Annotated in this window: 20 protein-coding genes; 9 read left to right on the top strand and 11 right to left on the bottom strand. The window is 33.5% G+C overall.

Annotated elements, in window-relative coordinates:
* Nucleotide 1: 1 nt before the first annotated feature.
* Together IHE43_RS08495 and IHE43_RS08490 are read left to right on the top strand one after the other, a co-directional pair.
* Nucleotides 2–1,081 (top strand): HlyD family secretion protein, encoded by a 1,080-nt coding sequence (locus tag IHE43_RS08495; protein ID WP_192187524.1) that lies wholly within the window; start codon nucleotides 2–4, stop codon nucleotides 1,079–1,081.
* A 1-nt stretch (nucleotide 1,082) separates the two neighbouring features.
* A complete protein-coding gene (locus IHE43_RS08490; RefSeq protein WP_192187523.1) occupies nucleotides 1,083–2,669 on the top strand; it encodes an MDR family MFS transporter in 1,587 nt (528 codons plus the stop codon).
* Nucleotides 2,670–2,840: 171 nt separating this feature from the next.
* On the opposite strand, the gene yaaA is transcribed toward IHE43_RS08490, so the two are convergent.
* The gene (gene yaaA, locus IHE43_RS08485) at nucleotides 2,841–3,599 is read right to left on the bottom strand and encodes a peroxide stress protein YaaA (RefSeq protein ID WP_192187522.1); all 759 of its coding nucleotides are present in this window, start codon (nucleotides 3,597–3,599) and stop codon (nucleotides 2,841–2,843) included.
* A gap of 353 nt (nucleotides 3,600–3,952) precedes the next feature.
* Between yaaA and IHE43_RS08480 the strand changes: the two genes are divergently transcribed.
* Together IHE43_RS08480 and IHE43_RS08475 are read left to right on the top strand one after the other, a co-directional pair.
* The gene (locus IHE43_RS08480) at nucleotides 3,953–5,383 is read left to right on the top strand and encodes a CCA tRNA nucleotidyltransferase (RefSeq protein ID WP_192187521.1); all 1,431 of its coding nucleotides are present in this window, start codon (nucleotides 3,953–3,955) and stop codon (nucleotides 5,381–5,383) included.
* A gap of 117 nt (nucleotides 5,384–5,500) precedes the next feature.
* Nucleotides 5,501–6,526: a heme A synthase gene (locus tag IHE43_RS08475; protein ID WP_192187520.1), complete on the top strand. Its 1,026-nt coding sequence runs from the start codon at nucleotides 5,501–5,503 to the stop codon at nucleotides 6,524–6,526.
* Here IHE43_RS08475 and IHE43_RS08470 read toward each other — a convergent pair.
* The 10 genes from IHE43_RS08470 to IHE43_RS08425 all read right to left on the bottom strand — a co-directional run bounded on the left by IHE43_RS08470 (nucleotide 6,507) and on the right by IHE43_RS08425 (nucleotide 13,731).
* On the bottom strand, nucleotides 6,507–7,274 hold the full coding sequence (locus tag IHE43_RS08470; RefSeq protein ID WP_192187519.1) for a LytTR family DNA-binding domain-containing protein: 768 nt from the start codon (nucleotides 7,272–7,274) through the stop codon (nucleotides 6,507–6,509). The genes IHE43_RS08475 and IHE43_RS08470 overlap by 20 nt on opposite strands.
* Nucleotides 7,275–7,309: 35 nt before the next feature.
* The gene (locus IHE43_RS08465; RefSeq protein WP_192187518.1) at nucleotides 7,310–7,678 is read right to left on the bottom strand and encodes a 2TM domain-containing protein; all 369 of its coding nucleotides are present in this window, start codon (nucleotides 7,676–7,678) and stop codon (nucleotides 7,310–7,312) included.
* An 18-nt stretch (nucleotides 7,679–7,696) separates the two neighbouring features.
* On the bottom strand, nucleotides 7,697–8,002 hold the full coding sequence (locus IHE43_RS08460; RefSeq protein WP_225585445.1) for a 2TM domain-containing protein: 306 nt from the start codon (nucleotides 8,000–8,002) through the stop codon (nucleotides 7,697–7,699).
* Nucleotides 8,003–8,004: 2 nt separating this feature from the next.
* Nucleotides 8,005–8,331, bottom strand: a complete 327-nt coding sequence (locus IHE43_RS08455; RefSeq protein WP_192187516.1) for a 2TM domain-containing protein — start codon at nucleotides 8,329–8,331, stop codon at nucleotides 8,005–8,007.
* Nucleotides 8,332–8,333: 2 nt separating this feature from the next.
* A complete protein-coding gene (locus tag IHE43_RS08450) occupies nucleotides 8,334–8,663 on the bottom strand; it encodes a 2TM domain-containing protein (protein ID WP_192187515.1) in 330 nt (109 codons plus the stop codon).
* A gap of 2 nt (nucleotides 8,664–8,665) precedes the next feature.
* Nucleotides 8,666–8,968 (bottom strand): 2TM domain-containing protein, encoded by a 303-nt coding sequence (locus IHE43_RS08445; protein ID WP_192187514.1) that lies wholly within the window; start codon nucleotides 8,966–8,968, stop codon nucleotides 8,666–8,668.
* 2 nt (nucleotides 8,969–8,970) lie between these two features.
* A complete protein-coding gene (locus IHE43_RS08440) occupies nucleotides 8,971–9,273 on the bottom strand; it encodes a 2TM domain-containing protein (RefSeq protein WP_192187513.1) in 303 nt (100 codons plus the stop codon).
* Between the two features lies 1 nt (nucleotide 9,274).
* Nucleotides 9,275–10,633, bottom strand: coding sequence for a 2TM domain-containing protein (locus IHE43_RS08435; protein ID WP_192187512.1), 1,359 nt, complete (start codon nucleotides 10,631–10,633; stop codon nucleotides 9,275–9,277).
* Nucleotides 10,634–10,654: 21 nt separating this feature from the next.
* The gene (locus tag IHE43_RS08430; protein ID WP_192187511.1) at nucleotides 10,655–11,278 is read right to left on the bottom strand and encodes a hypothetical protein; all 624 of its coding nucleotides are present in this window, start codon (nucleotides 11,276–11,278) and stop codon (nucleotides 10,655–10,657) included.
* A 287-nt stretch (nucleotides 11,279–11,565) separates the two neighbouring features.
* Complete coding sequence (locus IHE43_RS08425; protein ID WP_192187510.1) at nucleotides 11,566–13,731, bottom strand: TonB-dependent receptor; 2,166 nt, start codon at nucleotides 13,729–13,731, stop codon at nucleotides 11,566–11,568.
* 141 nt (nucleotides 13,732–13,872) lie between these two features.
* Between IHE43_RS08425 and IHE43_RS08420 the strand changes: the two genes are divergently transcribed.
* Genes IHE43_RS08420 through IHE43_RS08400 form a run of 5 tightly spaced genes read left to right on the top strand, consistent with a single transcriptional unit; the run spans nucleotide 13,873 to nucleotide 16,554 of the window.
* Nucleotides 13,873–14,601: a carbon-nitrogen hydrolase family protein gene (locus tag IHE43_RS08420; RefSeq protein WP_192187509.1), complete on the top strand. Its 729-nt coding sequence runs from the start codon at nucleotides 13,873–13,875 to the stop codon at nucleotides 14,599–14,601.
* A gap of 51 nt (nucleotides 14,602–14,652) precedes the next feature.
* On the top strand, nucleotides 14,653–15,111 hold the full coding sequence (locus IHE43_RS08415) for a DinB family protein (RefSeq protein ID WP_192187508.1): 459 nt from the start codon (nucleotides 14,653–14,655) through the stop codon (nucleotides 15,109–15,111).
* Between the two features lie 11 nt (nucleotides 15,112–15,122).
* A complete protein-coding gene (locus IHE43_RS08410) occupies nucleotides 15,123–15,581 on the top strand; it encodes a YciI family protein (protein ID WP_192187507.1) in 459 nt (152 codons plus the stop codon).
* Between the two features lie 8 nt (nucleotides 15,582–15,589).
* Nucleotides 15,590–16,165, top strand: a complete 576-nt coding sequence (locus IHE43_RS08405) for a sugar O-acetyltransferase (RefSeq protein ID WP_192187506.1) — start codon at nucleotides 15,590–15,592, stop codon at nucleotides 16,163–16,165.
* Nucleotides 16,165–16,554 (top strand): VOC family protein, encoded by a 390-nt coding sequence (locus IHE43_RS08400; protein ID WP_192187505.1) that lies wholly within the window; start codon nucleotides 16,165–16,167, stop codon nucleotides 16,552–16,554. The genes IHE43_RS08405 and IHE43_RS08400 overlap by 1 nt, the downstream gene beginning before the upstream one ends.
* The last annotated feature ends 115 nt before the right edge of the window (nucleotides 16,555–16,669 follow it).

Below are 16,669 nucleotides of genomic sequence, written 5' to 3'. Positions count from 1 at the left end.
CATGGAAAAGAAAAAAACAAATACTAAATTCATCATTATACTAACCGTTTTGGTTTTATTGGGAGGAACTTACGGAATATCAAAATACTTACACGGACAGGCTCACGAAGAAACGGATGATGCTCAGATTGAGAAAAAAATGAATCCAATTATTCCAAGAGTATCTGGATATATCAGCAAAGTGTATGTAAAAGATAACGACTTTGTAAAAAAAGGAGATACGCTGTTTACTATCGATAAGAGAGATTATCAATTGAAGATTGACGAAGCAAATGCTGCATTATTAGGCGCTGAAGGGCAATACGAAGCTGCAAAAGCGGATATTGGAAGTGCATACGCAAGTATCTCAGTGTCTGATGCCAATATGAGATCTGCAAGTGGTTCTATCGAAAGTGCAAAAATCAGATTGAGACAACTTACAAACGATTTCAACCGTTACAACAATTTGTACAAAACACATACCATTACAAAACAACAATTTGAGCAGGCTCAGACTGCAAAAGAAGAAGCTGAAAATCAAGTACGTGTTTTAGAACAACAACAAAGAGCAAGTTCTTACCAAAAATCGGTAATTGAATCTAAATCTAAAGCTTCTGACAAACAAACAGAAGTTGCAGCAGCAAACATTAAAAGAGCAAAAACGATGTTGGATGTTGCGCACTTAAATCTTAGTTATACAGTTGTAACTGCTGCTATTGATGGTCAGGTTTCTAAAGTTGATATTCAACCAGGACAATTGGTTCAGCCAGGACAATCTTTATTTTATATCATCAATAATAATGAAGCCTGGGTTGTTGCTAACTTTAAAGAAACGCAATTAAACAAAATGATTGTCGGACAAAAAGTAAGCTTAAAAGTAGATGCGTACCCAAACTACGAATTTAAAGGTACTCTAACTTCATTTTCACCGGCTACAGGATCTCGTTTTTCATTATTACCGCCAGATAATGCAACAGGAAACTTCGTAAAAACAATTCAGAGATTACCAGTCAAAATTAGCTTAGATGAATCAAACGATCCTGAAAAAGTAAAATTATTGAGACCAGGAATGAATGTTGATGTAGACGTACACTTGAAATAACATGACAGCAGTACAAGGAGACGACGATTTAGTAGAATACGGTTATAGACGTGTGATCATAACAATTACCGCAGTTCTATGTGCACTGCTGGAAATTGTAGATACCACGATCGTAAACGTGGCACTGACACATATGAGGGGAAGTCTTGGTGCAACCCTGACTGATGTGGCGTGGGTAATTACAGCATACGCAATTGCGAATGTTATCGTAATTCCGATGACGAGCTGGCTTTCGCAGCAATTTGGAAGACGTAATTATTTTGTGGCCTCAATCATAATTTTTACTGTCTGTTCCTTTTTATGCGGTAATGCCACGAATATCTGGGAATTAGTAGCTTTTAGATTTGTGCAGGGTATGGGTGGAGGTGCCCTTCTGGTAACAGCACAAACTATTATTACAGAAAGTTACCCAGTAGCAAAACGAGGTATGGCACAGGCCATTTACGGAATGGGCGTGATTGTTGGCCCTACATTAGGTCCGCCATTGGGAGGATATTTAGTAGATACTTATTCCTGGCCGTACATCTTTTACATTAATATTCCACTCGGAATTATTGCTACTATTCTGGCAATAAGTTTTGTGAGAAGTCCAAAATATGGAGAGAAATTAAAAGCCAATCAGGTTGACTGGTGGGGAATTATATTATTAACGGCTTTTATTGGTTCGTTACAATTCGTTTTAGAACACGGACAGCAGGATGACTGGTTTAACGATTCGCTTATTGTAACTTTAAGCGCCGTTTCAGTTCTTGGATTAATATTATTTATATGGAGAGAACTAACCTATAAGCATCCTATTGTAAATTTAAGTGTTTTAAAAGACGGAAATCTACGAATAGGAACTGTAATGTGTTTTATTCTTGGTTTTGGCCTTTATGGGTCAACTTTAATTATCCCGATTTATACACAGTCTATTTTAGGATGGACCGCAATGGACGCCGGATTATTATTAATTCCAGGTTCTATTACCACTGCAATCATGATGCCTTTTGTTGGAAATATGATTCAAAAAGGAGTTCCTCAGGGATATATGGTTGGAGTTGGCTTTTTAGTATTCTTCTTCTTTACCTTTATGATGCAGACCCGTATGACGCCTGATACTGGTGTAGAGCATATGTTTTGGCCTTTGATTTTAAGGGGAATTGGTTTAGGATTGCTTTTTGTACCTATTACAACCCTTTCACTTTCTACCTTAAAAGGAAAACATATTGGTGAAGGAGCTGCTTTTACCGGTATGATGAGACAATTAGGAGGTTCATTTGGTATTGCGATTATTACCACTTTTATCACTCGTTTTAGCCAAGAACACAGAGTAGATCTATTGACAAACTTAGATCCTGCAAAATTCGAAGTACAGCAACGTCTTGAAGGAATGCAAAGAGCTTTTATGTCAAAAGGTTATAGTGCCGATGTTGCTCTTAAAAAAGCCTATCAGGCTATCGATTATTCAATTTTGAAACAAAGTACTGTAATGTCCTATATCGACATCTTTATGTATTTAGGAATTATGTTCTTATGTTGTATTCCAATTATCTTCTTTATCAAAAGAGGCAAAAACAAGATTAATCCTGCTGATGCAATGCATTAATAATAATTGATTTATAATACGAAAAAGCCGGGTAATTCATTTAACCCGGCTTTTTTATTTTTTATAATTACAGGGATTGAAATCCCTGCCTACAATATAGCTAGAGTCTACGACTCTCGAGCAAAAATCTTAGTACCTCAGCAACTTAGAACCTTAGCACCTTTAAAAAATCTATCGTGTAAAAACCAAATGATTTCCCTGAGAAAGATTCGCATCAAACTGATATCCCTCGTAATTGAAACCTTTCAAGTCATCAATAGTTTCAGCATTAGTATCGATGATATAACGTACCATCATGCCTCTTGCCTTTTTCGCGAAGAAACTGATCATCTTCAATTTTCCGTCTTTATAATCTTTAAAGTCTGGTGTGATTATAGGAACTTTTAATGCCTTTATATCAACGGCTGAAAAATATTCGTTACTGGCTAAATTCACAAACAACTCCCCTTTTTTCAATTCTTTATTTAATCCTTTGGTTACGGTTGGTTTCCAAAATTCATGTAGGTTTTTATATTCTCCAACAGGCATTTTTGTTCCCATTTCTAAGCGATAGGCCTGCATCAAATCTAATGGCTTTAAAACACCATACAGTCCCGATAAAATTCTAAGTTTATCCTGCAGAGCTTCTAGTTTTTCCAGCGGAATTGTATAAGCATCTAAACCTGTATAAACATCACCATCAAAAGTATAAACTGCCGGGCGGGCATTTTCTGGAGAAAAAGGTGTCTTCCATTTTTGATTACGCTCCCAGTTTAAATCGGATAATTTATCTGAAATCGACATTAATTCGGATAATTCTGCTGGTTTTTTAGTCTTTAAGATTTTATGAACCTGACGGGCTTCCTTTAAAAAAGAAGGTTCAGTATATTGAGTAGTTGGCAATTCTTTATCAAAATTCAGTGACTTCGCTGGCGATATAACAATTTTCATTTGTACGTTTTTCTATGACTCAAAAATACAAATTGAATTTTTAAAAATAAGCTATCGGAATTGATTTGTTTGATAGTGCTATAAATGTTTTTTGTCACGACTCGACCGAAGGGATAGACGAAGTAATTTCACGAAATTACACAATTTTTTTTCAAATCTTTCGCAAAGAATTAGTGTAAATTAGTGAAATTCGTGGCAACCTTTTCTTTTTTGACAAAATTCGGTATCATAAACTATGAATTTCTACAAAAAAGTGAGCCATAGATTATAAAAGGCATTTTCTATGTTGTAAATTTGCACACGTTTCTTTCTCTTCAAGAATAGAAACAATTATTTTAAAAATTACTGAATTCGTGGCTATACAAACAAACTATAAAACAGCTTTACAACACAAAATCTTCGGAATCATTTCGCAGGCGTCTCAGGAACTAAACGTTGACAGCTATGTTATTGGCGGTTTTGTTCGTGATTTGCTTTTAAACCGCGGATCTAAAAAAGACATTGATGTTGTTGCCGTTGGAAGCGGAATCGAATTGGCTTTGAAAGTATCTGAATTACTTCCCAAAAAACCCAAAGTACAGGTTTTTAAAACGTACGGAACTGCAATGCTTCGTTTTGAAGATACTGATATAGAATTTGTTGGTGCCCGAAAAGAATCTTATAATTTCGACAGCCGAAACCCTATTGTAGAAAACGGAACTCTGGAAGATGATCAAAATCGTCGTGATTTCACAATAAATGCTTTGGCTTTATCATTAAACGAAAAAACATTCGGAGATCTTTCTGATCCTTTTAACGGATTGGCCGATTTGGAGAATAAAACAATAAAAACACCTTTAGATCCAAGTATTACTTACTCTGATGACCCTTTACGAATGCTGCGTGCGATTCGTTTTGCCAATCAGTTAGGATTTGAAATTGAGAAAAATTCCCTTGATGCGATTACTAAAAACGCAGAAAGAATTAAAATTATTTCCGGAGAAAGAATTGTCGATGAACTGAATAAAATTCTTTCGACAGATAAACCATCAATCGGATTTTTACTTTTATACCAAACCGGGCTTTTAGATATTATTCTTCCTGAATTAACAGCGCTAAATCAGGTGGAAGAAATTGAAGGTCATACCCATAAAAACAACTTTTACCATACATTAGAAGTTGTAGATAATATTTGCCCAAACACAGATGACGTCTGGTTACGCTGGTCGGCTTTGTTGCATGATATTGGGAAAGCACCAACAAAACGTTTCAATAAAAAACAAGGCTGGACTTTTCACGGACACGAATTTTTAGGCGGAAAAATGGCCAAAAAAATATTCGAACGCTTACACATGCCATTGAATCACAAAATGAAATTTGTACAAAAAATGGTGATTATGAGTTCGCGTCCTATTGTTTTAGCGCAGGATATTGTAACCGATAGTGCTGTTCGACGTTTGGTTTTTGATGCCGGTGAAGATGTAGAAAATTTAATGACTTTATGTGAAGCCGATATCACAACCAAGAACCCATCTAAATTTAAAAAATATCATAAAAACTTCGAAATCGTCCGCAAGAAAATTGTAGAGGTGGAAGAGCGTGATCATGTCCGCAATTTTCAGCCGCCCATTTCTGGTGAAGAAATCATGGAATATTATAATTTAAAACCTTCGCGCGAAATAGGAGTTTTGAAAGAGGCTATTAAAGAAGCGATTTTAGAAGGTGAAATTGCTAACGACTATGATGCTGCTTTTGAATTTATGCAGAAAAGAGCACAAAAAATGGGTTTAAAAAAAGGTGCATAGTTACAAAGGCACAAAGCAACAAAGGTTTATTTAAATTTAAAATATTAATGTTTCAAATCAAGTGTTCCAATTCTTTGAACCTCTGCAGCTTTGAAACTTTGCAACTTTAAAAAAAGAATGAAAAAACATTTCCCAACAATCGCAAAAACAGCATTAGTTTTAGTTTATTTAGTAATTGTCGCAGGAGCTTTGGTTCGTATGACAGGATCTGGAATGGGTTGCCCGGATTGGCCGAAATGTTTTGGATATTACATTCCGCCAACAGATTTGAAAGAATTAACCTGGGAACCAAACCGCGTTTTCGAAAAAGGACAGGTAATTATTAAAGATGAAAGTCTTTTGGTCGCAAAAGCTAATTTTACCACTGAAACTTCTTTTGATGCTTCGCATTGGGAAAAATATACTAAACATGATTATGCCCTTTTTAATCCTTTGCACACCTGGATTGAATATATCAACAGACTTTGCGGTGCTTTAGCAGGAATGGCTTGTTTTTTCATGGCAATCATCTCTTTCAGATTTTGGAAACAAAGCAAAAAAATTACACTGCTTTCCTGGTTAGTTGTCTTTATGATGGGCTTTCAGGCCTGGTTAGGAGCAAAAGTAGTTTACTCCGTATTAAATCCAATAAAAATAACAGTTCACATGGTTATGGCTTTGGTTATTGTTGCTGTAATTTTATACATTATTCAATTGGCCAGACCAAAAGTAGCGACTGTAAAATACAATTCAACTTTTAGAAACGTACTTTTATTTTCTCTTTTACTAACTTTAATTCAGGTAGCTATTGGCACACAGGTTCGTCAGTTTGTAGATGAACAAGTTAAAAACGGATTGACAGCAAGTATTCTTTGGTTACAAAATCCATCGGTTACTTTTTATGTTCACCGTTCCTTTTCTATTGTTGTCTTTTTGGTAAATGTTTATTTATACATTAAAAACACCAAATTTGGCTTAGGATATTCAAAAATAAACTGGGTACTTGCTTTGATTGGCGTTGAAATCATAACCGGAATGGCAATGGCATATCTGGATTTTCCAATAGGGAGTCAGGCCATACATTTAGTCCTGGCTTCTATCTTATTCGGAATTCAGTTTTATATGATTTTGGAGGCTAAAAAGCCTAACCCAGCCAACTCTTAAAATCCTGTACTTTTTCACGGCTTACAACTACCTCATCTTCTTTGTACGAAGGTAAAATTACTTTTAAACGGGAATTGGTATAAACCTGAATTTCTTTTATTGCCTGAAGTGGTACAATGAATTTTCTGCTTACGCGGAAGAAATCTTTCATGTCCAATTCCTGCTCCAGAATTTCTAAAGTCGAATCGATTAAATAATTCCTGTTATCAAAAGTATGAATGTAAGTTCCTTTATTTTCACTGAAGAAACATTCAATTTCATCAGTAGTAATTACTTTTAAATGTTGACCGATTTTAACGGTGAATCGCTTTTTATAATTCTTTTCAAATGGATTTGAAAGCATTCGGCGAATTTGTTCAAAATCAAGCTGAAGATTTTGATTTTCTGAATTTGATTTTGGTAAACGCGTTCTAAATTTAGCAACGGCTATTTCCAAATCATCTTCGTCAATTGGTTTTAAAAGATAATCTATACTGTTTAATTTGAAAGCTTTTAAAGCATATTCATCATAAGCTGTTGTAAAAATAATAGCGCTTTTAATATCTATTTTTTCAAAAATCTCAAACGATAAACCGTCAGACAATTGAATATCCAAAAATATTAAATCAGGATGTTCATTGTTGGTAAACCAATCTACAGATTCTTCTACAGAGTGTAACATGGTTTCTACGGCAATCTCTAACTTTTCAAGCTTTCGCTGCAATAATCTTGCTGCCGGTTTTTCGTCTTCTATAATTAATGTGGTCATGTATTAAACTGAAAAATTGAAAAAATAATGTAAAATTACTCCCATTTATTGGTATTTGAAGCCTCCTTATCCATATATTTCTGGATTTTCCTTTGCTCCCAGTCACCATTGAAAAAAATGTCCGGTCCAAATACTGTAAAGGCGTGAATCAATAAGGCTATACCCCAATAAAATGCTGTTGAATAGGTATGAAAATCTAGTAAATCATTCTGTTGAAATCTGAATCCAACAAAATCTCTATTCAAATTTGAAATGATAATTATAATATTTACAATAATGTAAATCTTCAAATGCGAGTAAAAACCTTTTATTCTTTTTACTTTTTTGTATGCCATTTCAAAGCGTTCGTCATTATTAAATTCCTGTCCGTACTCTTCATACATGCGTCTTCTATAACGTCCCATTTTATTTCGATTTAAAAATTATTGCCATTTACTTTGGTTCTCTTTTTCTTTATCCATGATCTCTTTGATCTTTCTTTCTTCCCAGCCTTTTCCTAAAACCGGAAATATTTCAAAAACTTTCAAACCATGAAAAACAACTCCTGCTCCCCACCATATTAATGGCCAGTAAAACCATAAATGGTGTGGTGTTGTATATAAATTGATAAAAATCAAAACTATATTAACACCAATATAAGACGTTAAATTACTATAAAACCCTTTTATATTCTCGACTTTCTTTTTAGCCAGATAATATTTATCTTCTTCATTAAAATTAATTTCCATAATTACTCCCATTTTTGTGTTTCATTTTTCTTTTCTAATATATTTCTCAATTTTCTTTCCTCCCATTCCTGTCCAAAAATTCGGAAAGAAACAAACACATCAATCGCAGTACCAACATATACTGCCGACCAGATAATCATTACGACATCATTCAGCCAATTTACTGGAAAGAAATGTAGTGGTAAATCAGTGTATTTCTTTAAAATAAAAAGGGTCAGGGCAATTATGTAAAGAAAAGTGTATTTATAAAATGACTTTAATTTAAGAACTTTTTTACTTGCCAATTTTTGCAATTCGTTTTCCCCGTTATTATTAAATTTTGCTTCCATAATTACTCCCATTTTTGTGTTTTTGTTTTTTTATATAAGATGCTTTTCAGTTTGCGTTCCTCCCATTTTTCATCAAAAATTTTATATGATGCAAATAAATCAATGGCAGAAAATAAAAATACAGTCGTCCAAATTATCATTACTACACTGTTTAAATATTTTAAAGGAAAATAATTTAGAGGAATTTCGTAATACTCTTTTAAAACATAAACAATTAATACAAAAGCATAAATAAACGCATGTATGTAAAATGATTTAAGTTTAATAACCTTTTTGCTAAAGATCTCCTGAAACTCAAATTTTTCTCTGGCTTTATTACAATTCGTTTCCATAATTATTTCCAGGTTTCTTTATTCTTTTCTTTATCTAAAATTTCTCTAATTTTTCGTTCTTCCCATTCTTTATTAAAAAATGGTGAAACTCCAAAAGCTTTCAATCCATGAAAAATGACTCCTATTCCCCACCCAAGTATGCACCATATAAACCATAAATATTCTGGTGAAGTCATGAGATTTATAACAATTAGCATTATAGTTACGAGAATGAAAACCGTTAAATGCTGATAGAATTCTTTTATCTCTTTCACCTTTTTCTGAGCCTGATGATAACGTCTTTCTTTAGTATAATCTGGTTCCATGACTATTCCCAAGTTTGCGTTTTACTTTCTTTCTCCAAAATCTCCCGAATCTTTCGTTCTTCCCAATCCTTACTAAAAATCGGTGAAACTCTAAAAACTTTCAATCCGTGCATCACAATCGCAAATCCCCAACCAAGCAAAGAATACCAAAAATATAAATAGCCAGGCGAAGTCATTAGATTTACCACGATTACAATTGGGTTACAAAGTAGGTATACTGTTAAGTGTGAATAAAAATCTTTAATTTCTTTTACCCTTTTCTGAGCCTGGTAATAACGTTCTGCTTCTGCATAATTTGGTTCCATATTATTTCCAGTTTTGCTTGTTGTTTTCTTTTTCCAGAATCTCTCTGATTTTTCGTTCTTCCCAATCTGAGCTGTAACCAAAAACTTTAAACGCATGCATTACAACTCCAAATCCCCAGCCTAAAGCCGAAAACCAAAACCATTGAAATCCAGGAGAATACCTCAAATTTATAAAAATTAAAAACGGAATTACACAGCAATACGAAATTATATTTCCGTAAAATCCTTTTAATTCTTCTACTCTTTTTTTAGCTCTGAAATAAGCTTTATTTTCATCGCTATAGTCTGCATTTGTTTCCATAACTGTTATTTGTTTAGTTAAAATTGGAATCTTAACTGTGAATGTTTCTTCATTTTGTTCAATCAATACTTTTCTGTTGGTTACAATTCCGTATCGATTTACAATGTTTGTCAGTCCAACTCCTTGTCTGTCCTGTAATACTTCTTTCTTTTGAAAATCATTTTGAATCGCTAAATAATCCCCATCAATAAAAATTCGAATATGCAATGGTCTCTGTTCGCTTACTACATTGTGCTTTACTGTGTTTTCCAGTAAAAGCTGTAATGACAACGGAACAACTTTTGCGTCCGGATTAATTGGCGTCGTTGGCAATTCGTAAAACAAACTATTTTCGAAACGCATTTTAAGCAGATTCATATAGGTTTTTGCAAACAACAATTCATCATCAACAGAAACCAATTCTTTATCTTTTTGTTCTAAAACATAACGATAGATTTTAGATAAAGAAGTAGTGAATCGCTGAGCATTATCAGGGTTTTCTTCAATCAAAGAACTTAATACGTTTAGACTGTTAAAAAGAAAATGGGGATCGATCTGATTTTTTAAACTTTCGAATTTGGCGTTTGCCGTTCCCGCAATAATCTTTTGTTGTGTTATTTCAAATTTTGATGCCTGTTTCCATTTTACCATAAAACTTCTGGCTTGCATGAAAGTTGAAACAGCTAAAGATAAAATGATGTAAAACAGATGTATCCAAATCATTCTTTCGCTAAAGAATTTATCTATCGGGAAATTTTGAAGAATAACAAAAACATAATAATTTATTCCTAAAACGATCGGTACCGTGTACAAAATGGTTACCATGATTCCATAATAAACCCTTAAGTTTGTCTGCTCTAACCAATCCCATTTTTTATCTAAAAGAACGTTGATATATCCATTTCCAAAACCTACTCCAAAGGAATAAAGACAACTTATAAAAAAGGTTATCAGAACGTTTCGAAAAGTTAAATCATCTCCTAAAAAAGCTGAAAATATTACCGTAAAAATCATAGAAATCTTAAATGAAACTATTGTTCCGCTTTTTAAATCTGCATATGTATTTCTATTATCTTTCATTATAATCAGCTTAAATTAGTTTTATTTTTTGCAATTTTTTTGTGTTTCCAAAGCTCTTTCCAATCCCCATTTTGGAGAAAAAGGAGTTTCTGGTTTAAAAGTAGCAAAAAGTTCAACAGCTTTATCAACTTGTGCACATAATGACTTTGTATCAACACCTGACCATTTTGCTCCTCCAATCTGATAATCAGCTTCACCAAAAACAATTCTTGGATTGTTTGGATCTATTGCTTTTCCTTTCGCATAAGCTTCCATTACTTTAGCAGAATATTTCATTCCGTTTGTCATCGGATCTGCAACTACCCAGGCGGTATAAATCAAAGCCTGCATGGCATATAACTCAGCATTGTTTTGGTCCTTAATCAATTCGATGTCCAAGGCGTCTTGTGCTTTTGTCAATAACAAATCGATTTTAGTTTTGTCTTTTTCAGAAAAAGCCGATGTAGTGTTGATTAAGGCTACATAATAATTTGGCAAATAACTTGTTTTTTCTGCCGCTGCAATTCTTTCGAACATTGCCGAAGCCTCCGTATTTTTTCCTTCTTTCCAAAGCCCAAAAGCTTTTCCCATTCCTTGTTCAAATTGTGTTTGTGCAGATAATAAACTGCAAATAAATAACGTGGTAATTGTAATAATTTTGGTCATGATTTCTTAATTTAAAGTTGTTTTATTTGTTTCAGGTTTCAGGTTATTGTGATTGATGATAGAAACTCTGTTATTAATTTATACTTCAAAAGTATAGCTGATTTTACTGTTTTAAAATTAAATGATACTGAGTTGTCGAATTTGGTTACTGAATTGTTTTTTTTCTAAGATACAAAGGTTCAGAGTTGCAAAGGTTCAAAGGTTTTTCTTTAAATTCTGCGAATTTTGGAGTTTTAAAATTGCAAAAGAAACCTCTGTTTCTTTGCAACTCTGCACCTTTGTACCTTCTACAAATTCTTCAACTGATTCTCATTTTTATTCTTGCTTATTGTCCAAAAGAAACCTACAAAGAAGAAACGGTCTGCAGTTGGTACTACGGCTTGTCTTTGATATACTCCGTTTGCATCTGGGAGTTTTGCGTAATCGTATCCGAATACGTTTTGACTTCCTAATACATTGGAAACGGAGAAATACAGGATTTTTTGTGTCGTTAATAAATATGCCCAGTTAAAACTTAAACTGTTATACGATTTTGTTTTACCACTCATAAACTGCGTTTGGTTTGGATCATTATACGGACGACCTGAACTATAACTGTTGGTGAAACCTATTTGTGATTTCCAGTCGGTAATAAAATATTTAGTTACAATTGATAAACTGTGATTGGCGATAAAACTTGGTGTCGCCATTGTTGGGAAGTTTTTGTACTGTCTTTCTGAATCGATATAAGAATAAGAAATCCAATATTCTAAGTTTTTATATATGTTACTGTCTCTCCAAAATATATCTAAACCTTTTGCATATCCCGAACCGTTATTATTGAAAACCGAATTATAAGCAATATCTCTCGTATCATACTGAACCAAATTGCTGTAATCTTTATAATAAGCTTCAGCTCTAAACGTCTGCCCTGGTTTTGTAAATTGGTAGTTTAAAATATAATGTCTCGCTTTTTCACTTTCAAATTGATGGTATTTTGAATATTTAATATAATCTACTACTGGCGTTTGAGAGAAATCTCCGTAAGCGAAAGAAAACTGACTGCTTTTTGAAACTTTATAAGCAATTGAAGCTCTTGGCGCAATATTGGTTTCATTTAATAAACTATTATTTGAAAGACGGAAACCTACTTTTGCTGCTAAATTTTTCGAGAACAAAATATCTCCTTCGGTATAAAAAGCTGCAATATTTGAATCGTAACCGTTTGAAACCTGAGTAGAAGCATTATTATCGAAATTTTCATTGAATTTGGTAATGAAGTAATCGGCACCAAAAGACAATTTAAAATGATCAGAAACATTTTTTCTCAGTTTTAACTTCAGTTGTGCGGCATTTTCGTTGCTGTCAACATCATTAATATCATATTTTATTTTATTGTTGTTGTAACCGTAACTAATTCCGGATGTTAACTGCCAGCCTGTTCCAAACGTTCCTTTATAAGAAGCGTTTAAATAGAAATTATTATTGTTCAAATCAGTTCTTATTTTATCTTCGAAGTTTATGTTTTTCTGATTCAAATCAAATTTCTCCGAATCAAAAGCAGCATATAATTTGAAAATTCCGTTTGTAAAATGATAACGATAAACCGTTTCTCCAGACAAAGATTGATAAGGATTATTCCAATCTACATTTTGCGGAATCACAGCCTGATAAGGAGCCAAATTAATGTACGCTGTATTTACGCTTAAAGAGCTTTTTTCCCATTTTTGAGTATTTCCTAAACCTAAACCAACTGTCATTAAAGCGATATCGGTTTTGTTCATATCTGGTTCGTCTTGTGTGTTTAATAATAAAACACTTGACAAAGCTTCGCCATATTCAGCTGAATATCCACCGGTTGAAAAAGCAATCCCGCTGAATAAAAATGGAGAAAACCTTCCTCGGGTTGGTAAATTATTGGTTGTAGCGCCATATGGTTGTGCGACACGAATTCCGTCAACAAAAGTTTGCGTTTCGCTGGCTTCTCCTCCACGCACAAATAAACGTCCGTCTTCGCCAACAGTTTGAGTTCCCGGCAAAGTTTGCAAAGCCGCAATAATATTTCCGGCAGATCCCGCAGTGGTTACAATATCTAAAGGTTTTAAAACCGAAACTCTCGCTTTGTCTCCTGATTCTAAAGTTCCGGCAGTAATAACAACAGCATCAAGCGCGTTTACATTTTCTCTTAATTTTACCGTTTGCTCTTTAAAATTAGAAACATCAATTTCTTTTTTGAAAGTATCATAAATTAAAAAACTTACTATTAAAAATTGATTTCCGGTTGCTGTAGTTTCAAAAGAGAATTCTCCGGTTTCAGAACTTGTTGCGCCATCGTAAGTTCCATCTATATAAATATTGGCGCCAGGAACTGGTTTTCCTTTTTCGTCAACCACTTTTCCGGAAATGGTATTTTGAGCGAAAAAGAGCGTCGTAATAAATAAAAAGGCAATCGTAAAAAATAATTTGGTCTTCATGGTTTTTGATTTTGATGAAGCAAATGTATTTTAACAATTCTTGTTAAAAAATATTAAATAACCCAATTGTAGAATTTCGGGGATGAGTTGTAAAATACTTATTTGTATCTTAGCTTTTGTTTCTTTCTAATAAAAAAACTAATGAACATTGCCATTGCACAAATAAAACCAGTGAAAGGAGATATTCCGGCTAACATAGAAAAACATATTAAATTTATTGAATTTGCTTCTTTATTAAAAACTGATTTCATTTTTTTTCCGGAACTTTCATTAACAGGTTATGAACCGGAACTTTCAGAAAAACTTGCTGTAAATACAGATGACAACAAATTCGATGTATTGCAACTGACTAGCGACCAGAAAATAATCGCCTTTGGAGTTGGAGTTCCAACTATACATCAAAACGGAACTCGTATTAGCATGATTATTTTTCAGCCCAAACAGCCAAGACTTGTTTATTCAAAGCAACAGCTTCATGAGGATGAATTACCCTATTTTAAAAATGGAAATGAACAAATTTTAATCACTCTTAAAAATCAAAAAATTGCACCTGCAATTTGCTATGAGAGCTTACAAATTGATCATGCAGATGAAGCTTTTAAACTTGGAGCACAAATTTATATTGCAAGCGTTGCAAAGTCACAAAACGGAATAAATAAAGCTTTTATCCATTATCCAGACATCGCTAAAAAATATAAAATGCCTGTTTTAATGTCAAATTGTATCGGAGAATGTGATAATTTCATTAGTGCTGGTTTTAGTTCTGTTTGGAATAAAGAAGGAGAATTACTTCTTCAATTTGATAATCAGGAAGAAGGCATAATAATTTTTAATACTGAAACAGAGAAAGTTAAGAAACAAATTATTTAACTAGATTCATTTTTTATATCTTTAAGAGTCAAACAATTAAACAACATCACAATGTCAGAAAGCAGAAGAGTTTCAAATTTATATCAATCCATTTATAATGGAAATCCGTGGCTTGAGGTAACTTTAGCAAATACTTTAAAAGATGTGACCGCAGAGCAGGCTTACAGAAAAATAAACCCTAATTTAAATACGATTTGGGAAATTGTCAATCATCTTATCCAATGGAGAAGGAATATTTTAAGACGTGTCCAGGGAGAAACAATAGTAACCCCTGATCATAACTATTTTGTTCCTATCCTGGATTCATCTGAAGTTTCTTGGGAACAATCCCTTCAAAGCCTTGCAAAATCACAAGAATTATGGACTGCCTTCTTTAATGATTTTAATGATGCTGATTTTGATAAAATAGACCCAAACAACAATCATAATTTTTATGAAGATATTCACGGCATTATTCAGCATGACGTTTATCATTTGGGGCAGATTGTGATTTTAAAGAAGTTACTTTAAAAACATTTCATATGAAAAAATTAATACTAATACTTGGATTTTTATTTCTAAGTACACTTGGGTTTTCTCAGGATACGGAGACAAAATATGATGAAAATCTGGCAAAATCCTTAAATGCAGATGAGTACGGAATGAAAAAATATGTGTTCTGTCTTTTAAAAACAGGAACGAACACTACTGCCTCAAAAGAAGAAACCCAAAAATTATTTGAAGGTCATATGGCCAATATCAATAAACTCGCCAAAGAAGGAAAATTGGTTGTTGCCGGACCTTTTATGAAAAATGATCGAAATTACAGAGGTATTTATGTTTTTAATGTCACAACTATTGAAGAAGCACAAGCACTCGTAGCTACCGATCCTGCAATAAAGGCAAATTTACTAGAAGCTGAACTAACACCTTGGTACGCAACAGCAGCTTTGCAGGAAACGTTAAAAATTCACGAAAAGATCGCTAAGAAAAAAATATAGATTACTGCATGAAAACAGAAAAAGAAAAAATGATTTCGGGAGAATACTACATTGCAGGTGATCCTGTTTTAGTAAAAGAACGTCGAAAAGCCAAGAATTTGTTACATCGCTTAAACGTAACCGAATATCGTTTGACTAAGAAAGCCAAAGAAATTATAGCCGAATTAATTCCGAATACTGGTAAAAGTTTTTATATAGAACCTCCATTTCATTGTGATTACGGATACAATATTACTTGCGGAGACAACGTTTATTTCAATGTCAATTGTGTTGTTTTAGACTGCGCCCCCGTCACTATTGGCTCAAATGTATTTTTTGCACCGAACGTTCAAATCTACACAGCGACGCATCCACTTGACGCCGAATTGCGAAAATCATTAGAAAATGCATTGCGCATTTCTATTGGAGATGATTGCTGGATTGGCGGAAACTCTGTAATTTGTCCAGGTGTAACCATCGGAAAAGGCTGTGTTATTGGAGCAGGATCTGTAGTTACAAAAGACATTCCGGACAACTCGTTGGCTGTTGGAAATCCGGCGAAAATAATTAGAAAATTAAATCAAGAACCCCAACAAAATACATAATGCTTACCTTAAATAAAGTTCATCACATTGCCATTCTATGCTCTGATTATCAAAAATCTAAAACTTTTTATACGGAAGTTTTGGGATTAACTATTATCAGAGAAATCTACCGCGAAGAACGTCAATCTTACAAGCTCGATTTAGCCTTAAATGGCAATTATATTGTCGAATTGTTTTCATTTCCAAATCCGCCGAAACGCCCGTCACGACCAGAAGCTGTTGGTTTGCGCCATTTAGCTTTTGAAGTAATTAATTTGGATGAAACTATTACTTTTCTAAATTCAAAAAAAGTAGAATCAGAACCTATCAGAATTGATGAAACCACTGAAAAACGATTTACGTTTATCGCCGATCCTGATGAATTGCCCATTGAGTTTTATGAGAGGTAACTAAGATTTTTTGCCACGAAGACACTAAGGTACAAAGTTTTTTTTTAAAATTAATGATAGAAAACTTAGCGACTTAGTGTCTTTGTGGCATTTTTTTTAGCTAAAGAATTTGTTG

Origin of the sequence: Flavobacterium sp. MDT1-60 (assembly GCF_014844035.1) — a bacterium.
Lineage (GTDB): Bacteria > Bacteroidota > Bacteroidia > Flavobacteriales > Flavobacteriaceae > Flavobacterium.
Note: the sequence above shows the minus strand (reverse complement) of the source record. Positions and strands in the feature narration are given on the sequence as shown.

What these genes read in the sequence shown, in the direction of transcription:
- IHE43_RS08495 (WP_192187524.1), top strand. Translation starts at nt 2, where the DNA reads ATGGAAAAGAAAAAAACAAATACTAAATTCATCATTATACTAACCGTT.
- IHE43_RS08490 (WP_192187523.1), top strand. Translation starts at nt 1,083, where the DNA reads ATGACAGCAGTACAAGGAGACGACGATTTAGTAGAATACGGTTATAGA.
- yaaA (WP_192187522.1), bottom strand. Translation starts at nt 3,599, where the DNA reads ATGAAAATTGTTATATCGCCAGCGAAGTCACTGAATTTTGATAAAGAA.
- IHE43_RS08475 (WP_192187520.1), top strand. Translation starts at nt 5,501, where the DNA reads ATGAAAAAACATTTCCCAACAATCGCAAAAACAGCATTAGTTTTAGTT.
- IHE43_RS08470 (WP_192187519.1), bottom strand. Translation starts at nt 7,274, where the DNA reads ATGACCACATTAATTATAGAAGACGAAAAACCGGCAGCAAGATTATTG.
- IHE43_RS08465 (WP_192187518.1), bottom strand. Translation starts at nt 7,678, where the DNA reads ATGGGACGTTATAGAAGACGCATGTATGAAGAGTACGGACAGGAATTT.
- IHE43_RS08460 (WP_225585445.1), bottom strand. Translation starts at nt 8,002, where the DNA reads ATGGAAATTAATTTTAATGAAGAAGATAAATATTATCTGGCTAAAAAG.
- IHE43_RS08455 (WP_192187516.1), bottom strand. Translation starts at nt 8,331, where the DNA reads ATGGAAGCAAAATTTAATAATAACGGGGAAAACGAATTGCAAAAATTG.
- IHE43_RS08450 (WP_192187515.1), bottom strand. Translation starts at nt 8,663, where the DNA reads ATGGAAACGAATTGTAATAAAGCCAGAGAAAAATTTGAGTTTCAGGAG.
- IHE43_RS08445 (WP_192187514.1), bottom strand. Translation starts at nt 8,968, where the DNA reads ATGGAACCAGATTATACTAAAGAAAGACGTTATCATCAGGCTCAGAAA.
- IHE43_RS08440 (WP_192187513.1), bottom strand. Translation starts at nt 9,273, where the DNA reads ATGGAACCAAATTATGCAGAAGCAGAACGTTATTACCAGGCTCAGAAA.
- IHE43_RS08435 (WP_192187512.1), bottom strand. Translation starts at nt 10,633, where the DNA reads ATGAAAGATAATAGAAATACATATGCAGATTTAAAAAGCGGAACAATA.
- IHE43_RS08430 (WP_192187511.1), bottom strand. Translation starts at nt 11,278, where the DNA reads ATGACCAAAATTATTACAATTACCACGTTATTTATTTGCAGTTTATTA.
- IHE43_RS08425 (WP_192187510.1), bottom strand. Translation starts at nt 13,731, where the DNA reads ATGAAGACCAAATTATTTTTTACGATTGCCTTTTTATTTATTACGACG.
- IHE43_RS08420 (WP_192187509.1), top strand. Translation starts at nt 13,873, where the DNA reads ATGAACATTGCCATTGCACAAATAAAACCAGTGAAAGGAGATATTCCG.
- IHE43_RS08415 (WP_192187508.1), top strand. Translation starts at nt 14,653, where the DNA reads ATGTCAGAAAGCAGAAGAGTTTCAAATTTATATCAATCCATTTATAAT.
- IHE43_RS08410 (WP_192187507.1), top strand. Translation starts at nt 15,123, where the DNA reads ATGAAAAAATTAATACTAATACTTGGATTTTTATTTCTAAGTACACTT.
- IHE43_RS08405 (WP_192187506.1), top strand. Translation starts at nt 15,590, where the DNA reads ATGAAAACAGAAAAAGAAAAAATGATTTCGGGAGAATACTACATTGCA.
- IHE43_RS08400 (WP_192187505.1), top strand. Translation starts at nt 16,165, where the DNA reads ATGCTTACCTTAAATAAAGTTCATCACATTGCCATTCTATGCTCTGAT.